Here is an 18,252-nt window from a genome sequence, read left to right as displayed (position 1 = left end):
TTAACTATAATTTTTACGTTCAATCATATAATACACCAATGGCACCACCAACAGCGTCAATACGGTAGACACTATGGTTCCTCCCATGAGTGATATGGCCAACCCTTGGAAAATTGGGTCGAACAAGATCACAAAAGCTCCAATAACAACGGTTCCTGCCGTTAACAAAATAGGTGTGGTACGCACGGCACCTGCTTCAATTACGGCTTGCTTTAGGGGAACTCCCTCATTCAACCTAAGGTTGATGAAGTCGATAAGCAATACCGAGTTCCGCACCATGATTCCCGCCAGGGCAATCATCCCGATAAAGGAGGTTGCGGTAAAAAATGCGCCCAACATCCAGTGACCCAACACAATTCCGATCAAGGAAAGTGGAATGGCCACCATCATCACCATTGGCGCTTTAAAGTTTTGGAACCATCCTACGATCAACATATAAATGATCACAATTACACCAAGGAATGCAATTCCCAAATCACGGAACACCTCAAGGGTTATTTGCCATTCCCCATCCCACTTCACCGTATAGTCATCCTCATACTGGGGTTGCTCCATATAGAGCTCGTTAATGGAATAGCCTTGAGGTAGCTCCAATTGATTTAACTTATCCGTCATGCCCAAAATGGCATACACTGGGCTTTCCAGTTCACCAGCCATATCGGACATCACATAAACCACTCGCTTTTGGTTTTTTCTATAGATGCTCTTGGCTTTGGTTCCCTCTTTTATGGAAACCAAATCACCCACGGACACCATATTCCCTTGTTGGGATGTTATTTTTAATTGTTGAATTTGATCCAAGCTCGATTTGTCTTTTTCACTAACGGATAACACAATTCCGATTTGGTCGAATGCTTCTTCGCGATAAATGTGGGAAACGGGCTGCTCACGGAAAGCCATGGCCATCACCTGAACAATTTGTTGTGGCGTTACACCATAAAGCATCGCTTTCTCTTTATCTACCACAAAATCGTATTCCACTTGGTCGTCCTCAACCATCCAATCCACATCCACAACATCGGTGGTATTGTTCAAAATGCCTTTTACATCATCGGCCAATGCAATCTGCTTATCGTAATCGGGCCCGTACACCTCAGCAACAATAGTTGAAAGCACAGGAGGTCCTGGTGGCACCTCAACAATCTTGATGTTGGCATTGTACTTTTTGCCCAACTCTTGGATTTTAGGTCGCAATAACTTGGCGATATCGTGACTTTGCTCGCTTCGATCATGCTTATCGGTAAGATTTACCTGAATATCGGCCATATTGCTTCCTCCTCGTAAATCATAATGTCTCACCAATCCGTTGAATGTTATGGGTGCAGAAGTACCCACATAGGTTTGATAGTTCACCACTTCGGGCCTAGTGGACAAATATGCCCCTACTTCTTTGGCAACTGCTGAAGTACGTTCCAAAGTAGATCCCTCAGGGAGGTCAATCACCACTTGGAATTCGTTCTTATTATCAAAAGGAAGCATTTTTACGGCTACCGATTTCGTGAAGAACATCCCCACAGAAGCAAATAACAAGACCACAGTAATACCAATAAATACCCATCGCTTCTTTCTACTTTCAATCAGTGGTTTTTCGAAACGTTCGTAGGCTTTATAAATAAAGGTGTCTTGAATTTCGACCGCCTCTTTTTCTTTTGTGTTCTTCTTTTTGTCCTTTTCTCTCAAGAAGATGAATCCCAAATAAGGGGTTATGGTCAAGGCCACAAACAGGGACAACAACATAGCAATGGATGCTCCGATGGGCATTGGGGACATATAAGGCCCCATCAATCCCGATACAAATGCCATGGGTAATACGGATGCGATTACCGTAAAGGTGGCCAGAATGGTCGGGTTTCCTACCTCATTGATGGCATAGAGTGCTGCATCTTTGAACGGCAAACGTTTCATCTTAAAGTGGCGGTGCATGTTCTCCGCGATAATGATGGAGTCGTCCACTACAATACCCGTTACAAACACCAAAGCAAACAAAGTGATTCGGTTCAAAGTGTAATCGAGCATGTAATAGCTGAGCAAGGTCAAAGCGAATGTTATTGGTACAGAAAGGAACACTACCAATCCACCTCTCCAACCCATGGCCAACATCACCACAAAGGTCACGGCAATGATTGCACCAATCAAGTGCATCAACAATTCAGATACTTTTTGCGATGCTGTTTGACCGTAGTTACGGGTTACCTCTACATGTACATCATCGGGAATCAAATTTGATTTTAAATGCTCCACCTTGTCCAACACCACATCGGCAATCTTCATGGCATCGGCGCCTTTTCTTTTGGCAATGGAAATGGTTACCGCTGGATATTCAGATTTGAAAGTTTCTGACTTCTCGCTTGCAGCTCCAAATCCTAGGGAAACATAATTTTTGGGCAATTCTGGACCATCCAAAACTGTTGCCACCTGTTTTAGATAAATAGGTTGATTTTGTTTGGTGCCCACGATCAAGTTTTCCAGATCTTCCTTGCTTTCCAAAAAGTTGCCTGTGCTGATGTGGAACTCGGTATCGTTGGACAGGAAATTCCCAGCATCCATTTGTTGGTTGTTAGCTTGGATCATTTGGGCCACGGCCAACATATCGATACCTGATTCGGCCATTTTATCCTTATCCACCACCACACGAAGCTGACGGTTTCTTCCACCAATCTTTTTAGTGATGGAAACCCCGTTTACTTTTTCAACCTCATTGATCAGTTCTCCAGAAATCTCTCGTAGCTGAAAATCATCGTATTCATCACTCCAAAGGGTTAGAGCAAGCATGGGCACATCGTCAATCGCACGGGTTTTCACCAAAGGCATGGTAACCCCGTTTGGCATTTGATCCATGTGCTTGTTGATTTCGTCATACAAGCGCACCAATGATCTTTCGATATCTTCCCCAACGTAGAACTGCACAATGGCCATCCCCTGCTCCTGCATGGAAGTGGTGTACACGTACTCTACGCCTTTAATGTTCGATATAATTTTTTCAAGCGGTTTTGTGATCCTGGATTCCACCTCAGTTGGGCTGGCGCCAGGGTATCCCACAAAAATATCCGCCATGGGTACATCAATCTGTGGCTCCTCTTCCCTTGGGATCAAAAAAGAACTGTACACTCCAATGACCATGAAAACGATCATTAAGAGCACCGTTAGTTTGGAGCTGATAAACCCTTTGGCTATTTTTCCTGCTAGTCCGTCTTTCATTGTTAGCTTTTTAGGGTTATTGAATGCTTACTTTAACGCCATTGTACAGCTTTCCTTCGGCTGATACGATGTATTGGTCTCCTTTGGACAATCCGGATAACACTTCTACTTCATCACCATAATTTTCGCCCAAACGCAACCAGCGAAGCAAGGCCACATTATCTTGACCCAAGGTATATACCCCAGTCAATTGACCTTTATGCACCAGGGCCTTCGACGGAACCACAACCAAGTCATTCCCATAACCTTTTTGTTCCGTCTCCAGCCTTATGGTTGCATACATGCCTGACAAAATCTTGGCTTCTGTCTTGTCCAATGCCACCTTCATTATATATTGTCCTCCTGTATTTTGTGCCGAAGCACTCAATTCGGATACTTCACCTGTAAGGGTGGTATCCAACGCTTTCACTAAAATCTGCGCCTTAGTTCCGACTTCAATGGAAGAAATATTGTTTTCGGCCACCTTGGCCTCCACCTCAAATCCTGTTCCTGGGGATTCCACCGATACTAAGGGAACCCCGGGGTTAGCCATGTCTCCCTCATCGATATAGGTGTTGGTGACCACCCCATTGAAAGGCGCCCTAATGTTGGCATAGGCGAACTGGGAATTCACCTCGTTCTTCATTTGATTGGCCGCTTCCAATCTGGCTTTGGCCATTTCGTAACGGGCAGTCATATCATCCAGCTCCTTTTGTGAGGCACTGCTCTCTTTAAAAAGGTTCTGGAATCTTTCGTAGTCTTTTTTCGCATTGTTGAAGGCTACCGTAGCTTCGGTAATGGAAGCTTCCACTTGCGCTTTTTTGGCCCGTAGATCCACATTGTTGATAGAAATAAGCAGGTCTCCCTTGTTTACTTTCTGACCTATCTTCACAGGAAGGGACTCTACATAGCCCATCATTCGGGTACTCAAGGTGGCACTGTTTACGGCTGTAATTTGACCACTTCCGGCCAAAATGGTGGAGCTATTTCCTGTATCCACATCGGCAACGGTTACCGGTACTGCTACGGTTGTATCCGCAGTTTGTTTTTTATCACTTCCACAGCCCATTAGGGTAAGACCCAAGGATGCAGTTAAAATGAAACTTTTATATATCGTAGTGTTTTTCATGTTACAATTATTCTTTGGTTAAAAATGTGAGTAGGGATTGGGCTTGATTGTATTCAAAAATGGTCTGATAGTAGGCCAATTGCTTTTCGGCATAGGTGGCCTCGGCCATTAATAAATCGGTTGTTTTTTCCAAGCCTTCCCCAAATCGGTTGGTACGTATCCTCAATGATTCTTCGGACTGTTCCATAACCAATTTTGAGGTCTGGAGCCTGCTTTGCGCATCTTCGACCATCCGTTTGGTGCGTTGTAACTCCATAGTGCTTTTGGCGACGTACTGTTCGTATTCTTGTTTTGCTTTTTCATAGTTTGTTTTGCTTTTTCCTGCTTTGGCAAATCGTTGGGAGCCTTTGAACACGTCCCAGCTCAAACTTGCCCCGACTATATATCCTTTGGCGTCTGCCTGAAAAATCTGGTCGTCGTACATTTCGTAACTGGCAAAGGCATTGAGCCTAGGCAAAAAGGTCATGTTATCTGCCCTCATGTTCGCTTTGTAGGCTTCGGACACTAGGTCCATGGCTTTCACATCGGCCCTGTTTTCCAAGGAAACATCCATGTTTTCATCAAGATTATCCGGAACCAGTTCTTCGGAGGGTTCATAGACCACATTTCCCTGTTCGTTCATCAAGAAAGCCAAATAGTCCGATACATTTTGGACATTGCTCTTGGCTGTTTTCAACTGATCGGAAACTTCGGTCACCCGCACTTTCACTTCCAGTAGATCTGCTTTTTGAAGTAATCCTTGGTCATAGCTGTTCTGTGCCATATTCAGGTTGGCATTTGCCGCTTCATGTGCTTTTTGCAACACCGCCACGGCACGATGGGCCAATTGCAGTTGTCCATAGGCTTTCTGGGCCTCAAAATCCAAATAATCCCGGGTTCTCATCGCCTGGAGTTCTTTGGCCTCCATGGTAGTTTTGGCCGCTTTACGCTGGTAAAACCCATCCAGGTTGATCAAGGGTTGTTGCACCGACACCACTGTTGCATAGTTTTTGATCTCATCGGGGTCGTTCAATAAGGCTGGATTGAAATCTGCCTGGGTCAAAACCTCTTGGTTCAATTTAGAGCCAAAAGCCATCAATGGATTCGTGGTTGCCATTCCCGTGTGTGATACCGCAATCTGTGGCAAAAAGATGGAATTGGAGAACCTATAATCATACTTGGCCATCTTGGCCTCCTGTTCGGATACTTTAATGTTGGCGTTGGATTCTTGCACCCTCATCTGGACATCCTCCAAAGAAATCCGCACATGATCTTGGGCAAGAATCTGTAGCTGTGCAGAAAAGAATAGTATTAGAACAAATAATCGTTTCATATGCGTAATTAATTTGTGTCAAAAATAGATTCGTTAAAATCCCTACACAGTAACCTTGGTTACCAAGAAAAAATGTGCCGTTTCCACACCATAAAAAAGCCCTGACACATCCTTACTCCATTAGCATAGGATTGCACCAAGGCCCATAAAAAAGAAACGGTTATATGCTAAGCGCTTCGGGTTCCCCCATGTCCGCCTGCGACCACCAGCAATACTTTAATGCTCAAATAGATGAACTTAAAAAACTGGACAATGGGGTTCATCATCATAAATCGCTTGTATTTAGATATTCTTCGTGTCATAATTTTCTATTCTGGGATCAACCACCAAAGGGGTTTCATTTTTGCTTTGTATATAAAGGCATAGTGCAGGGCCAATTTCAACCAGTGTCCTGCCAATCCAATGGAACCAAAGGTTTTCCCCAGTTTTCTTCCATGGGTATCCGGATACTTCTGATAATCGGGGACGATAGGATAGGTAGTAATGCTTATACCACTTCCCGTGGTCATTCCAAACCCTGCCGATGCAATACATGCGGCTCCCATATTGCCCATGGATCCTTTATGGTGAAGTTCCTTATTGGATTGTTTGATCATTTCTATAATGTTATCGGCCACTAATTTTGCCGTAATTCCGGATGGCATTCCTGTTCTTGGCGGAGCAGGGGTAATATCCGTGCCATTTTTGCTCTTTCTGGGTTTTGAAATGCTATGGGGTGGCGCAAAGGCAATGCCGGGAGCAAAAATGTTGGGATATAATGGATTTTGATAGGTCTCCGGCCAGTCTTGTACACTCCATTCCTCATAGGGTTTGGGGGTATAGTCCGCATCCACGATCATAAATCCCTTAAAAAGTTTATCCGTGATATCCATCCCAGTTCTATCATAGGCTTTAAACCCATGGCCCGAAAAAGAGGGAATGAGCATGGCAAAGTCATAACTTTCCTGTTTCTGCTCCCCGTCCAAATTTTCGTAATGGGCCACCCCATCTTCGACCTTATTGACCCCGGCACCCAAAATCCACGAGATGTTTCTATCTTCAAAGACCATTCCCACCATTTCGCTGGATTTCATGATGTTGCTTCCGTAGCTCATCAACATACCATCCATTCCAAAATCCCCTAGGTTGAACTCATTGGAAATCCATGTGATTTCTGCCTTATCCCTTACGTTGTGTCTTCTAAGTTCCTGCTCCACATTTAAGATATACTCAAATGCAGCGCCCTGGCAGGTGGATTTGGCATGGCCTGTACCAATCAATATTTTGATTTTCTTACCTTGCTTCATTTGTTCTATGACCTCCTCCAATGCATTCCACGCTTCTTGGGCGTGGGTATAGGTGCAAACGGAATGTGCTTTGTTCTTCCCGGGGGAGAGTCCTTCCGTAGCTTCAAAATTGAGCTTTGGCCCCGTGGCATTGACCAAGTAATCATAGGTTACTTTTTCCTTGTTCCCTTTGTTCCCTTCAGACACGTATTCAACCAATACATAGGGCCTATTCTGATCTTGATCTCCTTCAGGATGAAAACTAACGGCTTTTGCCTGTTTGTAATCGATATGCTTTTTGGCATATAAAGGCGCCAATGGAAATAGGATATCCTGTGGTTTCATTCTACCGATCCCCACCCAAATATTGGAGGGAATCCATTGGTAATTGCTATTGGGGGAAACCACCACAACCTCATGCTCCTTATTGAGCTTTCTTCTAAGATGGGAGGCTGCCACATGACCCGCAATACCAGCTCCCAAAACAACTATTTTGGCCATTTTCTTTACGATTTACCCAAAGTTACCTTTAGGTTTTCAGATATAAAGTGACCTAGGTCACATTGGAAAAATAGACGCTAAATAATTGTAAGGGTTTTAGTTACACTGTTCATGCGACCCTTCCAAAATAGCATCGTATGCTTCCTGGGAAAGGAATTGCGGTTCATACGTGGAACCAAGATTTTCAATGCTTTGGACAAAGCTTCGCAAGTGGTTTCGTGAACCACATTGCAAACTTGAAAACACTTCGATAATGTAGGGGTTGGAAGTCGCTTGGATATGGTCGTCCAGATCTACAATGTCCAAATCCTCAATGGTGGCACCAATGGTAAGGGCTGCTACCTCATCAACCACTCCTTCTTCCACAAACTTGTCGTACCATGCCTGTAAATCTTCATTAGTGAATTTGCCGTTTTCCAAAATTTCATATGGAATATGATAGGCCTTCAATAAAGTTTCCACGGCGTTCATATGGGACTGTTCGCTCTGCATTATATTTTCAAACTGGACCATGTCCCAATAGTCGTTCAAAAACTGATAGGTGTCCCTTGCCAACTTTTCTTCTTCCAACATGAACAATAGGGCTTGTTCATCTTCTTCAGAAATTAGGGTTGTATCATCATTATTGATTTGTGTATCAATGGGCTCATCACTTGAATCTGAACACCCTGATAGCATCCCAAAAACCAATAGGATGGAGAACAAAACGGGACCAAGTACTATTATACGTGCTTTCATAGCTTTTTCCTCTAAAAGTCAGCATAGTACTCATCAAAATCAGTAACATTGGTTACCCTGTCTCTTCTTTAAACAAAACATTAACTAAAAAAGGTCCCACGAATGCAGGACCTGTACTTTGAAAATGTTCTCTGTTCAATAACTTGTTTCGTCCAGTTTTACTTTTCCCCAGAAAGTCTTATACACAAATATGGTGTAGAAAAGAACCAGTGGAGTACCTATGGCCACAATGGTAAGCATTATCTGTAAGGATTTTGTGGAAGAGGCCGCATTGTAGATATCAATATTATACTGTGGGTCTATGGTGGAACGCAACAAAACAGGATACAGCTCCACAGCCACCAAAACCAACAAAAATGCAATGGTCAAAGAGGAAAAAAGAAACGCCAATTTATATTTTCGCTTTTCAGCAAGTCGGGGTACGTTGGCGATACTCAGAAAAGTGAGCAGAGGCACTACGAACAAGGTTGGATTGCTCTTAAAATCATCGGAGAGATGTGGGATATAAATCAACGTGTACAAAGTTGTTATGGAAAAACTCACAATAAAGAAAATCATTCCCGTTTTCAATAGCCTTGTCAATTTGGCAAACAACCTTCCCTCGGTTTTTAAAAGAAGGAATATGGCCCCGTGGGTCATAAAAAGAAATAAGGTGGTAAACCCTGTCATCAAGGCATAGGGGTTTAAAAACTCGAAAAGAACCCCACCCTGATATTGATAATTCTCCCCGATGGCTATTCCTTGCAAGACATTTCCAAGCACCACTCCCAACAAAAAAGCCAGCATAATACTGGAGATGCTATAGCAAACATCCCAAAGTCTTCTCCACCAAAGCATGGGCTCCTTGCCCCTAAACTCAATGGAAATGGCCCTAAATATGATGAACAACAAGAACAACATAAAAGGAATATATAAAGAAGAGAACATGGTGGCATACATTACGGGAAACCCTGCAAACAGCGCCCCACCACCGATTACCAACCAAACCTCGTTGCCATCCCAAACCGGGCCAACGGCATTCAACGCAATTCTGCGGCTGTTCTCTTTCTTTAAAAAGAGATGCCAGGCACCTGCACCAAAATCAAAACCATCCAATATGGCATACCCCGAAAAAAGTCCACCTACTACCAAAAACCACCATGTGGGATAATCCAATCCTAAAAACGTTTCCATATCAATTCATTATATGGGTTAGTGTTCCCCCAAAGGGTGTATCATCAGTTTCTGCTTCTTCATAGGGACCATGTTTGATTTTTTTGTGCAATAGGTAAATAAACAGCACAAACAACAGGGCATAGACCAAAAAGAACAAAACCAAAGAGAACAAAATCTGATTTTCCGAAACGGCTTGGGAGAATGCTTCATTGGTCCTCAGAAGGCCATACACCACCCAAGGCTGTCTTCCCATTTCGGCTGCAAACCAACCTACCTGATTGGCAATCTGGGGGAGAAAAACTGCAAAAACAAAAATCCAGAGTAGCCATTTTTTAGTAAAGAGTTTACCTTGCCACCACATTACAGTAGCCAATACCGTAAGGAAAATCAAAGCCATACCTATGGCCACCATGATGTGATAAAATTGAAAAACGGCATTGATCTGCGAGGGACGTTCATCTTCTGGAAATGCGTTAAGGCCTGTCACTGGGGCTTCAAAATCATACTCCAGTAAAAAAGATAGCCCCCCCGGTACTTTTATTCCCTTAACCTCTTGTTTTTCCTTATCCACCCAACCCATTATGTACATGTCTGCAGGAGCGGATGCCTCAAAGTGGCCTTCGAGTGCGGCCAATTTAGCGGGTTGGTTCTTGGCCACTCCATCTGCTGACTGATGCCCCGTAAACAGTTGTCCCAACGAAAATACGGTGGCCACTACCAAAGCTATCTTAAAGGCTTTTTGGGAGATTTCCACATACTTCCCCTTAATGAGGTAATAGGCATGTACGCTCAACACTAAAAAGGCGCCGGCCAAAAAAGCACCGAGCCAAACATGGGTAAGTCTGTCCACACTGGATGGGTTAAATACCATGGCCCAAAAATCGGTTATTTCTGCACGGGCTTCCAGCCCTTCACCCACAATGTGAAATCCGGCAGGGGTCTGTTGCCAGCTGTTGGCCACCACAATCCATATAGCGGAGAACATGGAACCTAGAAAAACCCCTATGGTGGACACCAAGTGCACCCAAGGTTTCACCCTGTTCCAGCCAAACAACAATATCCCCAAAAAACCGCTTTCCAAGGCAAAGGCAAATATTCCTTCCGCAGCCAGGGCGCTACCGAACACATCACCTACATAGCGAGAATACACGGCCCAATTGGTGCCGAATTCAAATTCCATTACAATCCCGGTGACAACACCAATACCGAAGGTCAATGCAAAAATCTTGGTCCAAAAACGGGCCAATTTATGATAGGTCTCATTTTTGGTCCTAATATAAATGCTTTCAAAAATGACCAACAACAGGCCGATGCCTATGCTCAAAGGCGGATAGATATAATGAAAGGCAACGGTGAAGGCAAATTGAATCCGGGCGAGAATTTCGGTTTCCATGGATATGGTTTTGTATTTCAAAAATACCCATGAAAACTATCTTTCTAAGTTACCCATGTTACAAAAAAACAGTTTTAACACAATAGCAGAAATCATTGCGTTAAAACTGTGAATCATTAAAGGTTTTTCTATTTTTTTCCGCTATTCATCATCATTAGAACAGCAAGAACCAAACCCACTACCACTGCACCAAATACAGCGATCATGATTATACCGTTGTCCCAAGAAACCAAGGGAAGTGCCAAAAAAGTTTTCATAGGTGTGCATTTAATACCACCAAATGTAATGGCTTTATCTTCTATAAATTATGACAATTCTCATAAAAGGGAACATTCTTTGCACGAGGCTATACATTCTTCCCTTTGAGCATTTTGTTCCAATACAAATAAGGAAGACCGTGTTTTTTAAGCATCCATAACCTCCAATGTTCCTTATCGCTATTAAATACCAACATGCGTTTTAATTTGGGATCAGGGATGAAGTTGTTGTTATAGTCAAACTCTGCCAAGGTCATTTTACCATAACCCGTTACCAACGGGCAGGATGAATACCCATTATAGGAATGGTTGTCTGCAGGTTTATGGTTCATCAACTTCATGATGTTCTCAACCACCACAGGCACTTGCTTTCGAACGGCGGCACCAGTTTTGGCCGTTGGCAAGGCGGCTACATCGCCCAATCCAAAAATATTGGGATATGTGTTGTGCTGCATGGAATGATGGTCCACATCCAACCAACCCGCATCATTGGACAAAACAGAATCCCTTACAAATCTAGGGGCAGCTTGGGGAGGGGCCAGGTGCAACATATCAAACGGGACACTGATATCCACATCACCTACCATTTGTTCCCCCAATTCATTATCCTCGTTAATGACACATCGGTTTTCTTCGGGTGCAGTATGGCTAAAGTGTACTATTCTGTTCTCCACATCAATCTCCTTGGGCGAATAAAATGGTTTAAAATGAATACCGTAGCGATCGATAACCTTCATCAAGGTCTCCCGGATTTCCTTTACCCCAAATATTACGGTTCCCGGGGTGGCAAATATGACATTGGCCTTGTTCTTAAGTCCGTTTTTCCTAAAATAATCGGCCGCCAAGTAAGCAATTTTTTGAGGTGCTCCCCCGCACTTGATGGGCGTAGTGGGCTGCGTAAAGAGCGCATTGCCCCCTTTGAAGTTTTTAATGGTGTTCCATGTATGTTCCGGGTCCGTATAGTTGCTGCAGGCCACACCGAGTTCCAAGGCCTCTGGCAGGCCTTTGATCATACCGGGTTCCATGACTAATCCTGGGGCAACGACCAAAAAGTCATAAGTAATGTCCCCATTGCTTTCGGTGGATACACTATTTTGCATGGGATCAAATCCCATGGCCTTGTCCTTGACCCAATCTACTCCGCTGGGCATTACATCGGCCATACGTTTTGCTGTTTTGTTGAAGTCATAGGCCCCGGCACCCACCAAGGTCCATGCCGGTTGATAATAATGCGTTTCGCTGGGTTCTATAATGGCTACGTCCAATTTTTTGTCCTTCGCCAAAAGCTGGGCCGCCGTCATGATTCCTGCCGTGCCTCCCCCTATGATCAAGACTTGATAATGTGATTTCATACCTTACACTATTTTCATTTTATCCTGTAAAATATTATGGATATCCTAAAAAAAGTGTAACAAAAGTTACATTATCCATAAAACACCTAGAACCTGTTTATGAAATCCTCGCCAAAACCCATAAAAAAACCACCCATAAATGGGTGGTTTTTGTCATCAACCAATCAAGAAAAAACCTAGTCCTTGGCTTTACATGTCTTAATTCCAAAGGGCACATACAAAGGACAAAAACTAACAAAGCTTGTCAAAACAAATATGGCAGCCAAGGCCAGTAGTACATAGGCCAAAGTACCCGTAATGACCCCAAAATAATATAGGGCAACCACCACCAAGGCTATTATCAATCTAATTATGCGGTCCAGACCGCCCATGTTTTTTTTCATATGAATCTGTATTATGTTTTCAAATACCTAAGTAATTCTAGGTCCAAGACCTATTTTCACATTATTCCAGCTCCATCTCTCAAATTTAAACCAAATCCGTAGGACATTCGGTAACCTGGGTTACACAGTTCTATTTATTTTTATGCTAGATTTAAGTTTCGTTTTTTTATGGATAGAAGGGATTTTACGTATCGATTATCACTGGTCACCATGTCCAGCATTTTGGGAGCCGACATTGTTTTTGGCCATAACATGCCAAAAAACTACCTCCCGTTGGGCCTACAGGACCCTGACCCTTTTGAATTGTTCCACAAGGACAAGGAAATGGTGGTCTTGAACGACAAGCCCTGGAACATGGAGGCCAAGGCCCATTTGTTGAATGACGACATTACGCCCAACCAATACATGTTCATCCGGAACAATGGAAAAATCCCTCAGAATATTGATGTTTCCAAATGGACTTTGACCATAGACGGGGAATCGGTAAAAAATCCAAAAACGTATACCCTGGATGAACTCAAACGCAGATTTACACAGCACACCTATCAACTTACGCTGGAATGCGGTGGGAATGGACGAAGTGAGTTCAATCCGCCCGCAAAAGGAAACCAATGGACCATTGGAGCAGTCTCTTGTGCCGAATGGACCGGGGTACGGCTCCGTGATGTTCTTGAAGACGTGGGTGTAAATCCTGATGCAGTATACATTGGGTATCATGCGGCCGACACCCATTTGAGCGGTGACCCTAAAAAAGAACCCATTTCCAGAGGTGTTCCCTTGGCAAAGGCCTTACAAGATGAAACCCTGTTGGCCTTCTCCATGAATGGCCAGGATATTCCATTGGCGCACGGTTACCCGCTTCGGTTGGTATGCGGTGGATGGCCGGCTTCCACATCGGGGAAATGGCTGACCCGTATCAGTGTACGCAACCAAGTACATGATGGGGAAAAAATGGGAGGAAGTTCGTATCGCGTGCCTTGCGAAACGGTTGCCCCTGGCACTAAAGTGGATGATGAAAATATGTGCATCATTGAATCCATGCCCATAAAGTCCTTGATCACGTATCCCAAAAGCGGTGCCCTAATCAAACAAGGACAGACCCTGAAGATGAATGGCCACGCTTGGGCCGGGGAACTGGAGGTTTCCAAAATGGAGTATTCCATAGATTTTGGGAGCACATGGCACCACTGCAGCTTGAAAAAACCAACCAACCGGTTGGCCTGGCAGCATTTCAACGTTACCATTCCATTTCCCCAAAAAGGATATTATGAAGTTTGGGCCAGAGCCACGGATTCCCAAGGGAAATCGCAACCCATGGTACTGCCCGGTTGGAACCCCAAGGGATACCTCAACAATGCCTGTCATAGAATAGCGGTAAAAATTGTTTGAGGATGAAAGACAACTTTAAAAAGCAGATCAAGGCACTGACCAAAATCCTCGCTTCTTTCTTATTACTGATGTTGGTCTTGTTCGGAGGGCTGTTCTATTTTGCCAATAGCAAACCAAAATCGCATGTGGAAGAAATCCCGGTGGAAGATTCCGTTGAGGATTTCGACAAAGTGGAGAACGGCATCCATGTGGCCACTGGTTTTATTGATGATGAAGGGATGCAGGCTACCATACAGAATTGTACTGCCTGTCATTCCGCAAAATTGGTCACCCAAAATCGAATGAGCCGGGAGGGCTGGAAAGCCACCATTGTATGGATGCAAGAAACCCAAAACCTATGGGATTTGGGTGTAAATGAAGAGCTTATTTTAAATTATCTGTCCAAAAACTACGCCCCTACCGACAAGGGAAGGCGGCAGAATTTGGAAGTTGCCGAATGGTATGAACTAAATTGATCATGGGAGAATATCTAGATGCTTTGCTGAACGGATTTTTGGGGACGGCTCAATGGACATGGAAATCCATTTTGTTCCAAGTGCCGTGGTACACCAACTATTTTTGGGGGCTCATCGCCATTTCACTTTTGGTATGGGCACTGGAAATCCTTTTCCCATGGCGGAAAGAACAGTCCATTTTCAGAAAGGACTTTTGGTTGGACGCCTTTTACATGTTCTTCAACTTTTTCATTTTTGCCATCGTCATCAGTGGGGTGTACAAAGTGCTCGGGGTACTCTTTTTGGATATGGGAATCAGCTCCAAAAGTCTGGCCCTAGTGGATGTGACCCTATGGCCCCAATGGGTCCAATTGCTGGTTTTCTTTGTTGTGCTCGATTTTGTGCAGTGGTTCACCCATGTGCTACTCCATAGAGTGCCGGCATTTTGGGAATTTCACAAGGTGCACCACAGCGTAAAGGAAATGGGGTTTGCCGCGCATCTGCGATACCATTGGATGGAAAACATCCTCTACAAACCCTTAAAGACCTTGGGGGTCATGATACTTGGCGGATTTGAACCCGAACAAGCGTATCTAGTACATTTTGCGGCCATTGCCATTGGACATTTTAACCATTCCAACATAAAACTGACCTGGGGACCGTTGAAATACATTTTGAACAATCCCGTGATGCATTTATACCATCATGCCTATGATCTTCCCAAAGAGCATCCCTATGGGATGAATTTTGGAATAAGCCTCAGTCTTTGGGATTATATTTTCCGTACCAGTTATGTTCCGGAAAGTGGTGGAAAGATACGGTTGGGGTTCCCAGGTGATGAAACCCTACCCAAGGGATTTTGGGGACAGTTGGTCCATGGGTTTACCAAATCAAAAAGAAACGGCTGATTTATTCAGAACGTTTTTCTGCTTCAAAGACAATACTCCAGATTCCCCGAACCTGATCCACATCATATCCTATCGCTTCATCTTGCGGATAAAGCTCGGAAAGATGCCCAACAACATCCGGCGCAATGTTCTTTTCAGGAGTTCCGTGGCAATTTAAACACAGACTCTGGGTGATAATGGGAGCGTAAAAATGAACTTTTCCATTCTCCTGCTCCACAATGGGAATAATGGAATCACCTTTCGCCACTTTTTCCTTAAAGGTATTGATATGGGCCAATTCCGCTGGATTGGCCTTATTGGACGGATTACGGGGTTTGTCCGAAACTCTTTTGATCTTGGCCTTGTAGTGGGTGGCCATGCTATCGGTCAATGGATAGGCCTGTTCATTGCAAAAAACAACGGCTTGGGCCACGCCTTCGTTCTGAATGGTGGTCTTTAAGTTCTTGCCCAAAACCTTTTGGGTCTCTTGGGCATATTCCCTTCCTATTTCCATATAATCTGGGTGATTGGATTCCCCATCAACCGATGTTTTTGGTTGCTGTTTACAGGAAAGTATCCCTACAAGAACAAATAAGACGATAGCCGTTGGTTTCATTTTAGTCAATTTAAATTACCACATACGATACCCCCCTCTTAGATCATAGACCTCACTGAAGCCCATGTCCACAAGTTTCCGGGCCGCTTTTTGACTTCTATTTCCTGACTGGCAGTAGAGGTATACGGGTTCATCCTTCTTCATTTTTGAAAAGGCTTCACCAAATGCCGAAGATTGAAAATAGTCCACATTGCGAGCTCCTTTAATATGTCCTGCCCTAAACTCCCCAGCCGTTCTCACATCCACCAATTGTACTTTGGCTTTGGCTATGGCACTTTTATAAGTATCCCTATCCAAAATTTGGATGGCATCGGATTGATTTCCCTTTGGGAACAAAAAACTAAATATTGACATTTTATCCTGATTTTATGTCCTCAAAAATACAGGGGATAAAAGCTATGGTCAGTAACGCGGGTTACACAACGAAAAAGGCAATTAGTCCTCTTTCTCCCAATCGTCATACCCGCCGGAATAGTCATAAATCTGAGTGAACCCTTTGGTCTTGAGAATTTCCACGGCCTTGTTGCTCCGCGCCCCTTTTTTGCAATAGACATAAACAGGTTTTTCCTTGTCCAGTCCTTCCAATTGGAAAGCAAAGGTTTCCGCATTGCTAATATCGAAGTTGACCGCATCATCTATGTGACCCTCTTGGTATTCCATTGGAGTCCTTACATCCACCAACTGAACATCCTTACCTATTACTTCAGTCTGGACGGTGGCTTTATCTATTTTTTTTACCACTTCTTCTTGTTGTGGAAGACAGGACATCATCCATAAAAAACTAAAAGTAAAGAGGGTAAATTTTAGTGCTTTTCGCATATTGTTATTTTAAAGTAGTTGGACAAACGTAATCCGTTACGGGAATCCCCGCTGTCTTCATGGCAGCAAAACCACCAGCTACATCAATAAGGTTATGTATTCCCCTACTCTTCAGGATAGAGGCCGCTATCATACTTCTATATCCTCCCGCACAGTGGATGTAGAAGGTTTCCTTGTCTGGATACTCGGATAGGTGATCGTTGATATAGTCCAAGGGGGTCAAAATAGCATTCTCGGCATGTTCTGCTTTGTATTCCGATTCTTTTCTAACATCGAATACAGGTGCATTTTCCTCTATGGCTTTCTTCAACTCATCGGCAGAAACACTTGTAACGGTATCCACTTCCTTACCCGCTGCTTCCCAGGCTTTCAATCCGCCTTTCAAATATCCCAAGGTACCATCGAACCCAACCCTTGAAAGTCGGGTTATGGTTTCTTCCTCACGTCCTTCGGGAGCTACCAAAAGAATGGGCTGTTCCACGTCGGCGATCAAAGCACCTACCCATGGGGCAAAACTCCCGTCCAATCCAATGAAAATAGATCGTGGCACATGGCCTTTGGCAAAATCAGCTTGATTCCTAACATCCAAGACCACGGCGCCTGTTTCGTTGGCCGCCACCTCAAAGGCATCCGGACTCAAACTCTGTGTTCCCCGTTCCAATACGGTATCGATATCTTCATATCCTTCCTTGTTCATTTTCACGTTCAACGGGAAATATTGGGGAGGAGGTAACAACCCGTCAGTGACTTCCTTAACGAATTCCTCTTTGGTCATATCTGCCCGTAGGGCATAATTCATTTTTTTCTGATTGCCCAAGGTGTCCACGGTTTCCTTCATCATATTCTTACCACAGGCAGAACCCGCTCCATGTGCCGGGTATACAATGACATCATCGGCCAAGGGCATAATTTTGTTTCGAAGACTGTCGTACAAGGTGCCTGCCAGTTCTTCCTGCGTCATATGTGCCGCTTTTTGGGCCAAATCCGGACGTCCTACATCACCCAAGAACAAAGTATCCCCGCTAAAAATGGCATGGTCCTTTCCGTTTTCATCCTTCAACAAATAGGTGGTGCTCTCCATGGTATGCCCCGGAGTGTGCAACACTTTGATGGTGACTTTGCCCAGTTTAAATTCCTGCCCATCTTCGGCTATGATGGCATCGAACGATGGTTTTGCCGTAGGACCATATACAATGGGCGCACCGGTTTCCTTGGAAAGGGTTACATGCCCGCTTACAAAATCGGCATGGAAATGGGTCTCAAAAATATATTTTATGGTAGCACCGCTTTCCTTGGCTCTTTTAATATATGGCTTTACTTCCCGAAGGGGATCCACAATGGCCACTTCGCCTTCGCTTTCTATGTAGTACGCCCCTTGGGCCAAACATCCGGTGTATATCTGTTCTATTTTCATTTTTTCTTGGTTTTTGTCAAAAATACATGAC

18 protein-coding genes are annotated in these 18,252 nt (G+C 44.0%); 3 read left to right on the top strand and 15 right to left on the bottom strand.

From position 1 onward, the window contains the following. The 11 genes from DN53_RS13985 to DN53_RS13945 form a co-directional block, all read right to left on the bottom strand. Entirely contained in the window at positions 1–3,198 is a 3,198-nt protein-coding gene (locus tag DN53_RS13985) for an efflux RND transporter permease subunit (RefSeq protein ID WP_129655160.1), read from the bottom strand. 16 nt (positions 3,199–3,214) lie between these two features. Beyond that, a complete protein-coding gene (locus DN53_RS13980; RefSeq protein ID WP_129655158.1) occupies positions 3,215–4,306 on the bottom strand; it encodes an efflux RND transporter periplasmic adaptor subunit in 1,092 nt (363 codons plus the stop codon). 7 nt (positions 4,307–4,313) lie between these two features. After that, on the bottom strand, positions 4,314–5,618 hold the full coding sequence (locus tag DN53_RS13975; RefSeq protein ID WP_129655156.1) for a TolC family protein: 1,305 nt from the start codon (positions 5,616–5,618) through the stop codon (positions 4,314–4,316). Positions 5,619–5,785: 167 nt separating this feature from the next. After that, positions 5,786–5,920: a hypothetical protein gene (locus tag DN53_RS18135; protein WP_262707914.1), complete on the bottom strand. Its 135-nt coding sequence runs from the start codon at positions 5,918–5,920 to the stop codon at positions 5,786–5,788. A 6-nt stretch (positions 5,921–5,926) separates the two neighbouring features. After that, a complete protein-coding gene (locus DN53_RS13970; RefSeq protein WP_129655154.1) occupies positions 5,927–7,384 on the bottom strand; it encodes an NAD(P)/FAD-dependent oxidoreductase in 1,458 nt (485 codons plus the stop codon). A gap of 96 nt (positions 7,385–7,480) precedes the next feature. Then, a complete protein-coding gene (locus DN53_RS13965; RefSeq protein ID WP_129655152.1) occupies positions 7,481–8,122 on the bottom strand; it encodes a DUF2202 domain-containing protein in 642 nt (213 codons plus the stop codon). Positions 8,123–8,257: 135 nt separating this feature from the next. Continuing rightward, positions 8,258–9,295 carry a cytochrome d ubiquinol oxidase subunit II gene (gene cydB, locus DN53_RS13960; protein WP_129655150.1) on the bottom strand — a complete coding sequence of 346 codons (1,038 nt, stop codon included), beginning with the start codon at positions 9,293–9,295 and terminating at the stop codon, positions 8,258–8,260. A 1-nt stretch (position 9,296) separates the two neighbouring features. Then, a complete protein-coding gene (locus DN53_RS13955) occupies positions 9,297–10,670 on the bottom strand; it encodes a cytochrome ubiquinol oxidase subunit I (RefSeq protein ID WP_129655148.1) in 1,374 nt (457 codons plus the stop codon). A gap of 128 nt (positions 10,671–10,798) precedes the next feature. Continuing rightward, positions 10,799–10,927: a hypothetical protein gene (locus DN53_RS18130; RefSeq protein ID WP_262707913.1), complete on the bottom strand. Its 129-nt coding sequence runs from the start codon at positions 10,925–10,927 to the stop codon at positions 10,799–10,801. Positions 10,928–11,016: 89 nt separating this feature from the next. Further along, on the bottom strand, positions 11,017–12,279 hold the full coding sequence (locus DN53_RS13950; RefSeq protein ID WP_129655147.1) for an NAD(P)/FAD-dependent oxidoreductase: 1,263 nt from the start codon (positions 12,277–12,279) through the stop codon (positions 11,017–11,019). 176 nt (positions 12,280–12,455) lie between these two features. Continuing rightward, positions 12,456–12,662, bottom strand: a complete 207-nt coding sequence (locus DN53_RS13945; RefSeq protein ID WP_129655145.1) for a YgaP family membrane protein — start codon at positions 12,660–12,662, stop codon at positions 12,456–12,458. Between the two features lie 168 nt (positions 12,663–12,830). On the opposite strand from DN53_RS13945, the gene DN53_RS13940 reads away from it, so the two are divergent. The 3 genes from DN53_RS13940 to DN53_RS13930 are packed head-to-tail and all read left to right on the top strand — an operon-like array spanning position 12,831 to position 15,393. Further along, a complete protein-coding gene (locus tag DN53_RS13940) occupies positions 12,831–14,051 on the top strand; it encodes a sulfite oxidase (RefSeq protein ID WP_129655143.1) in 1,221 nt (406 codons plus the stop codon). A gap of 2 nt (positions 14,052–14,053) precedes the next feature. After that, positions 14,054–14,506 carry a monoheme cytochrome C gene (locus tag DN53_RS13935; RefSeq protein ID WP_129655141.1) on the top strand — a complete coding sequence of 151 codons (453 nt, stop codon included), beginning with the start codon at positions 14,054–14,056 and terminating at the stop codon, positions 14,504–14,506. 2 nt (positions 14,507–14,508) lie between these two features. Beyond that, positions 14,509–15,393: a sterol desaturase family protein gene (locus DN53_RS13930; protein ID WP_129655139.1), complete on the top strand. Its 885-nt coding sequence runs from the start codon at positions 14,509–14,511 to the stop codon at positions 15,391–15,393. A gap of 1 nt (position 15,394) precedes the next feature. Here the strand turns inward: DN53_RS13930 and DN53_RS13925 are convergent, their stop codons facing one another. From DN53_RS13925 to DN53_RS13910, 4 genes are all read right to left on the bottom strand, one after another. Next, complete coding sequence (locus DN53_RS13925; protein ID WP_129655137.1) at positions 15,395–15,988, bottom strand: Tll0287-like domain-containing protein; 594 nt, start codon at positions 15,986–15,988, stop codon at positions 15,395–15,397. Positions 15,989–16,003: 15 nt separating this feature from the next. Beyond that, on the bottom strand, positions 16,004–16,342 hold the full coding sequence (locus DN53_RS13920) for a rhodanese-like domain-containing protein (protein WP_129655135.1): 339 nt from the start codon (positions 16,340–16,342) through the stop codon (positions 16,004–16,006). Between the two features lie 81 nt (positions 16,343–16,423). Beyond that, positions 16,424–16,807 (bottom strand): rhodanese-like domain-containing protein, encoded by a 384-nt coding sequence (locus DN53_RS13915; RefSeq protein WP_129655133.1) that lies wholly within the window; start codon positions 16,805–16,807, stop codon positions 16,424–16,426. 4 nt (positions 16,808–16,811) lie between these two features. Next, a complete protein-coding gene (locus tag DN53_RS13910; protein ID WP_129655132.1) occupies positions 16,812–18,221 on the bottom strand; it encodes an MBL fold metallo-hydrolase in 1,410 nt (469 codons plus the stop codon). Positions 18,222–18,252: the final 31 nt, after the last annotated feature.

The organism is Flagellimonas olearia (assembly GCF_004150225.1).
GTDB lineage: Bacteria > Bacteroidota > Bacteroidia > Flavobacteriales > Flavobacteriaceae > Flagellimonas > Flagellimonas olearia.
The sequence above is the reverse complement of the archived record's forward strand: the minus strand, read 5'-3'. Positions and strand labels throughout refer to the sequence as shown.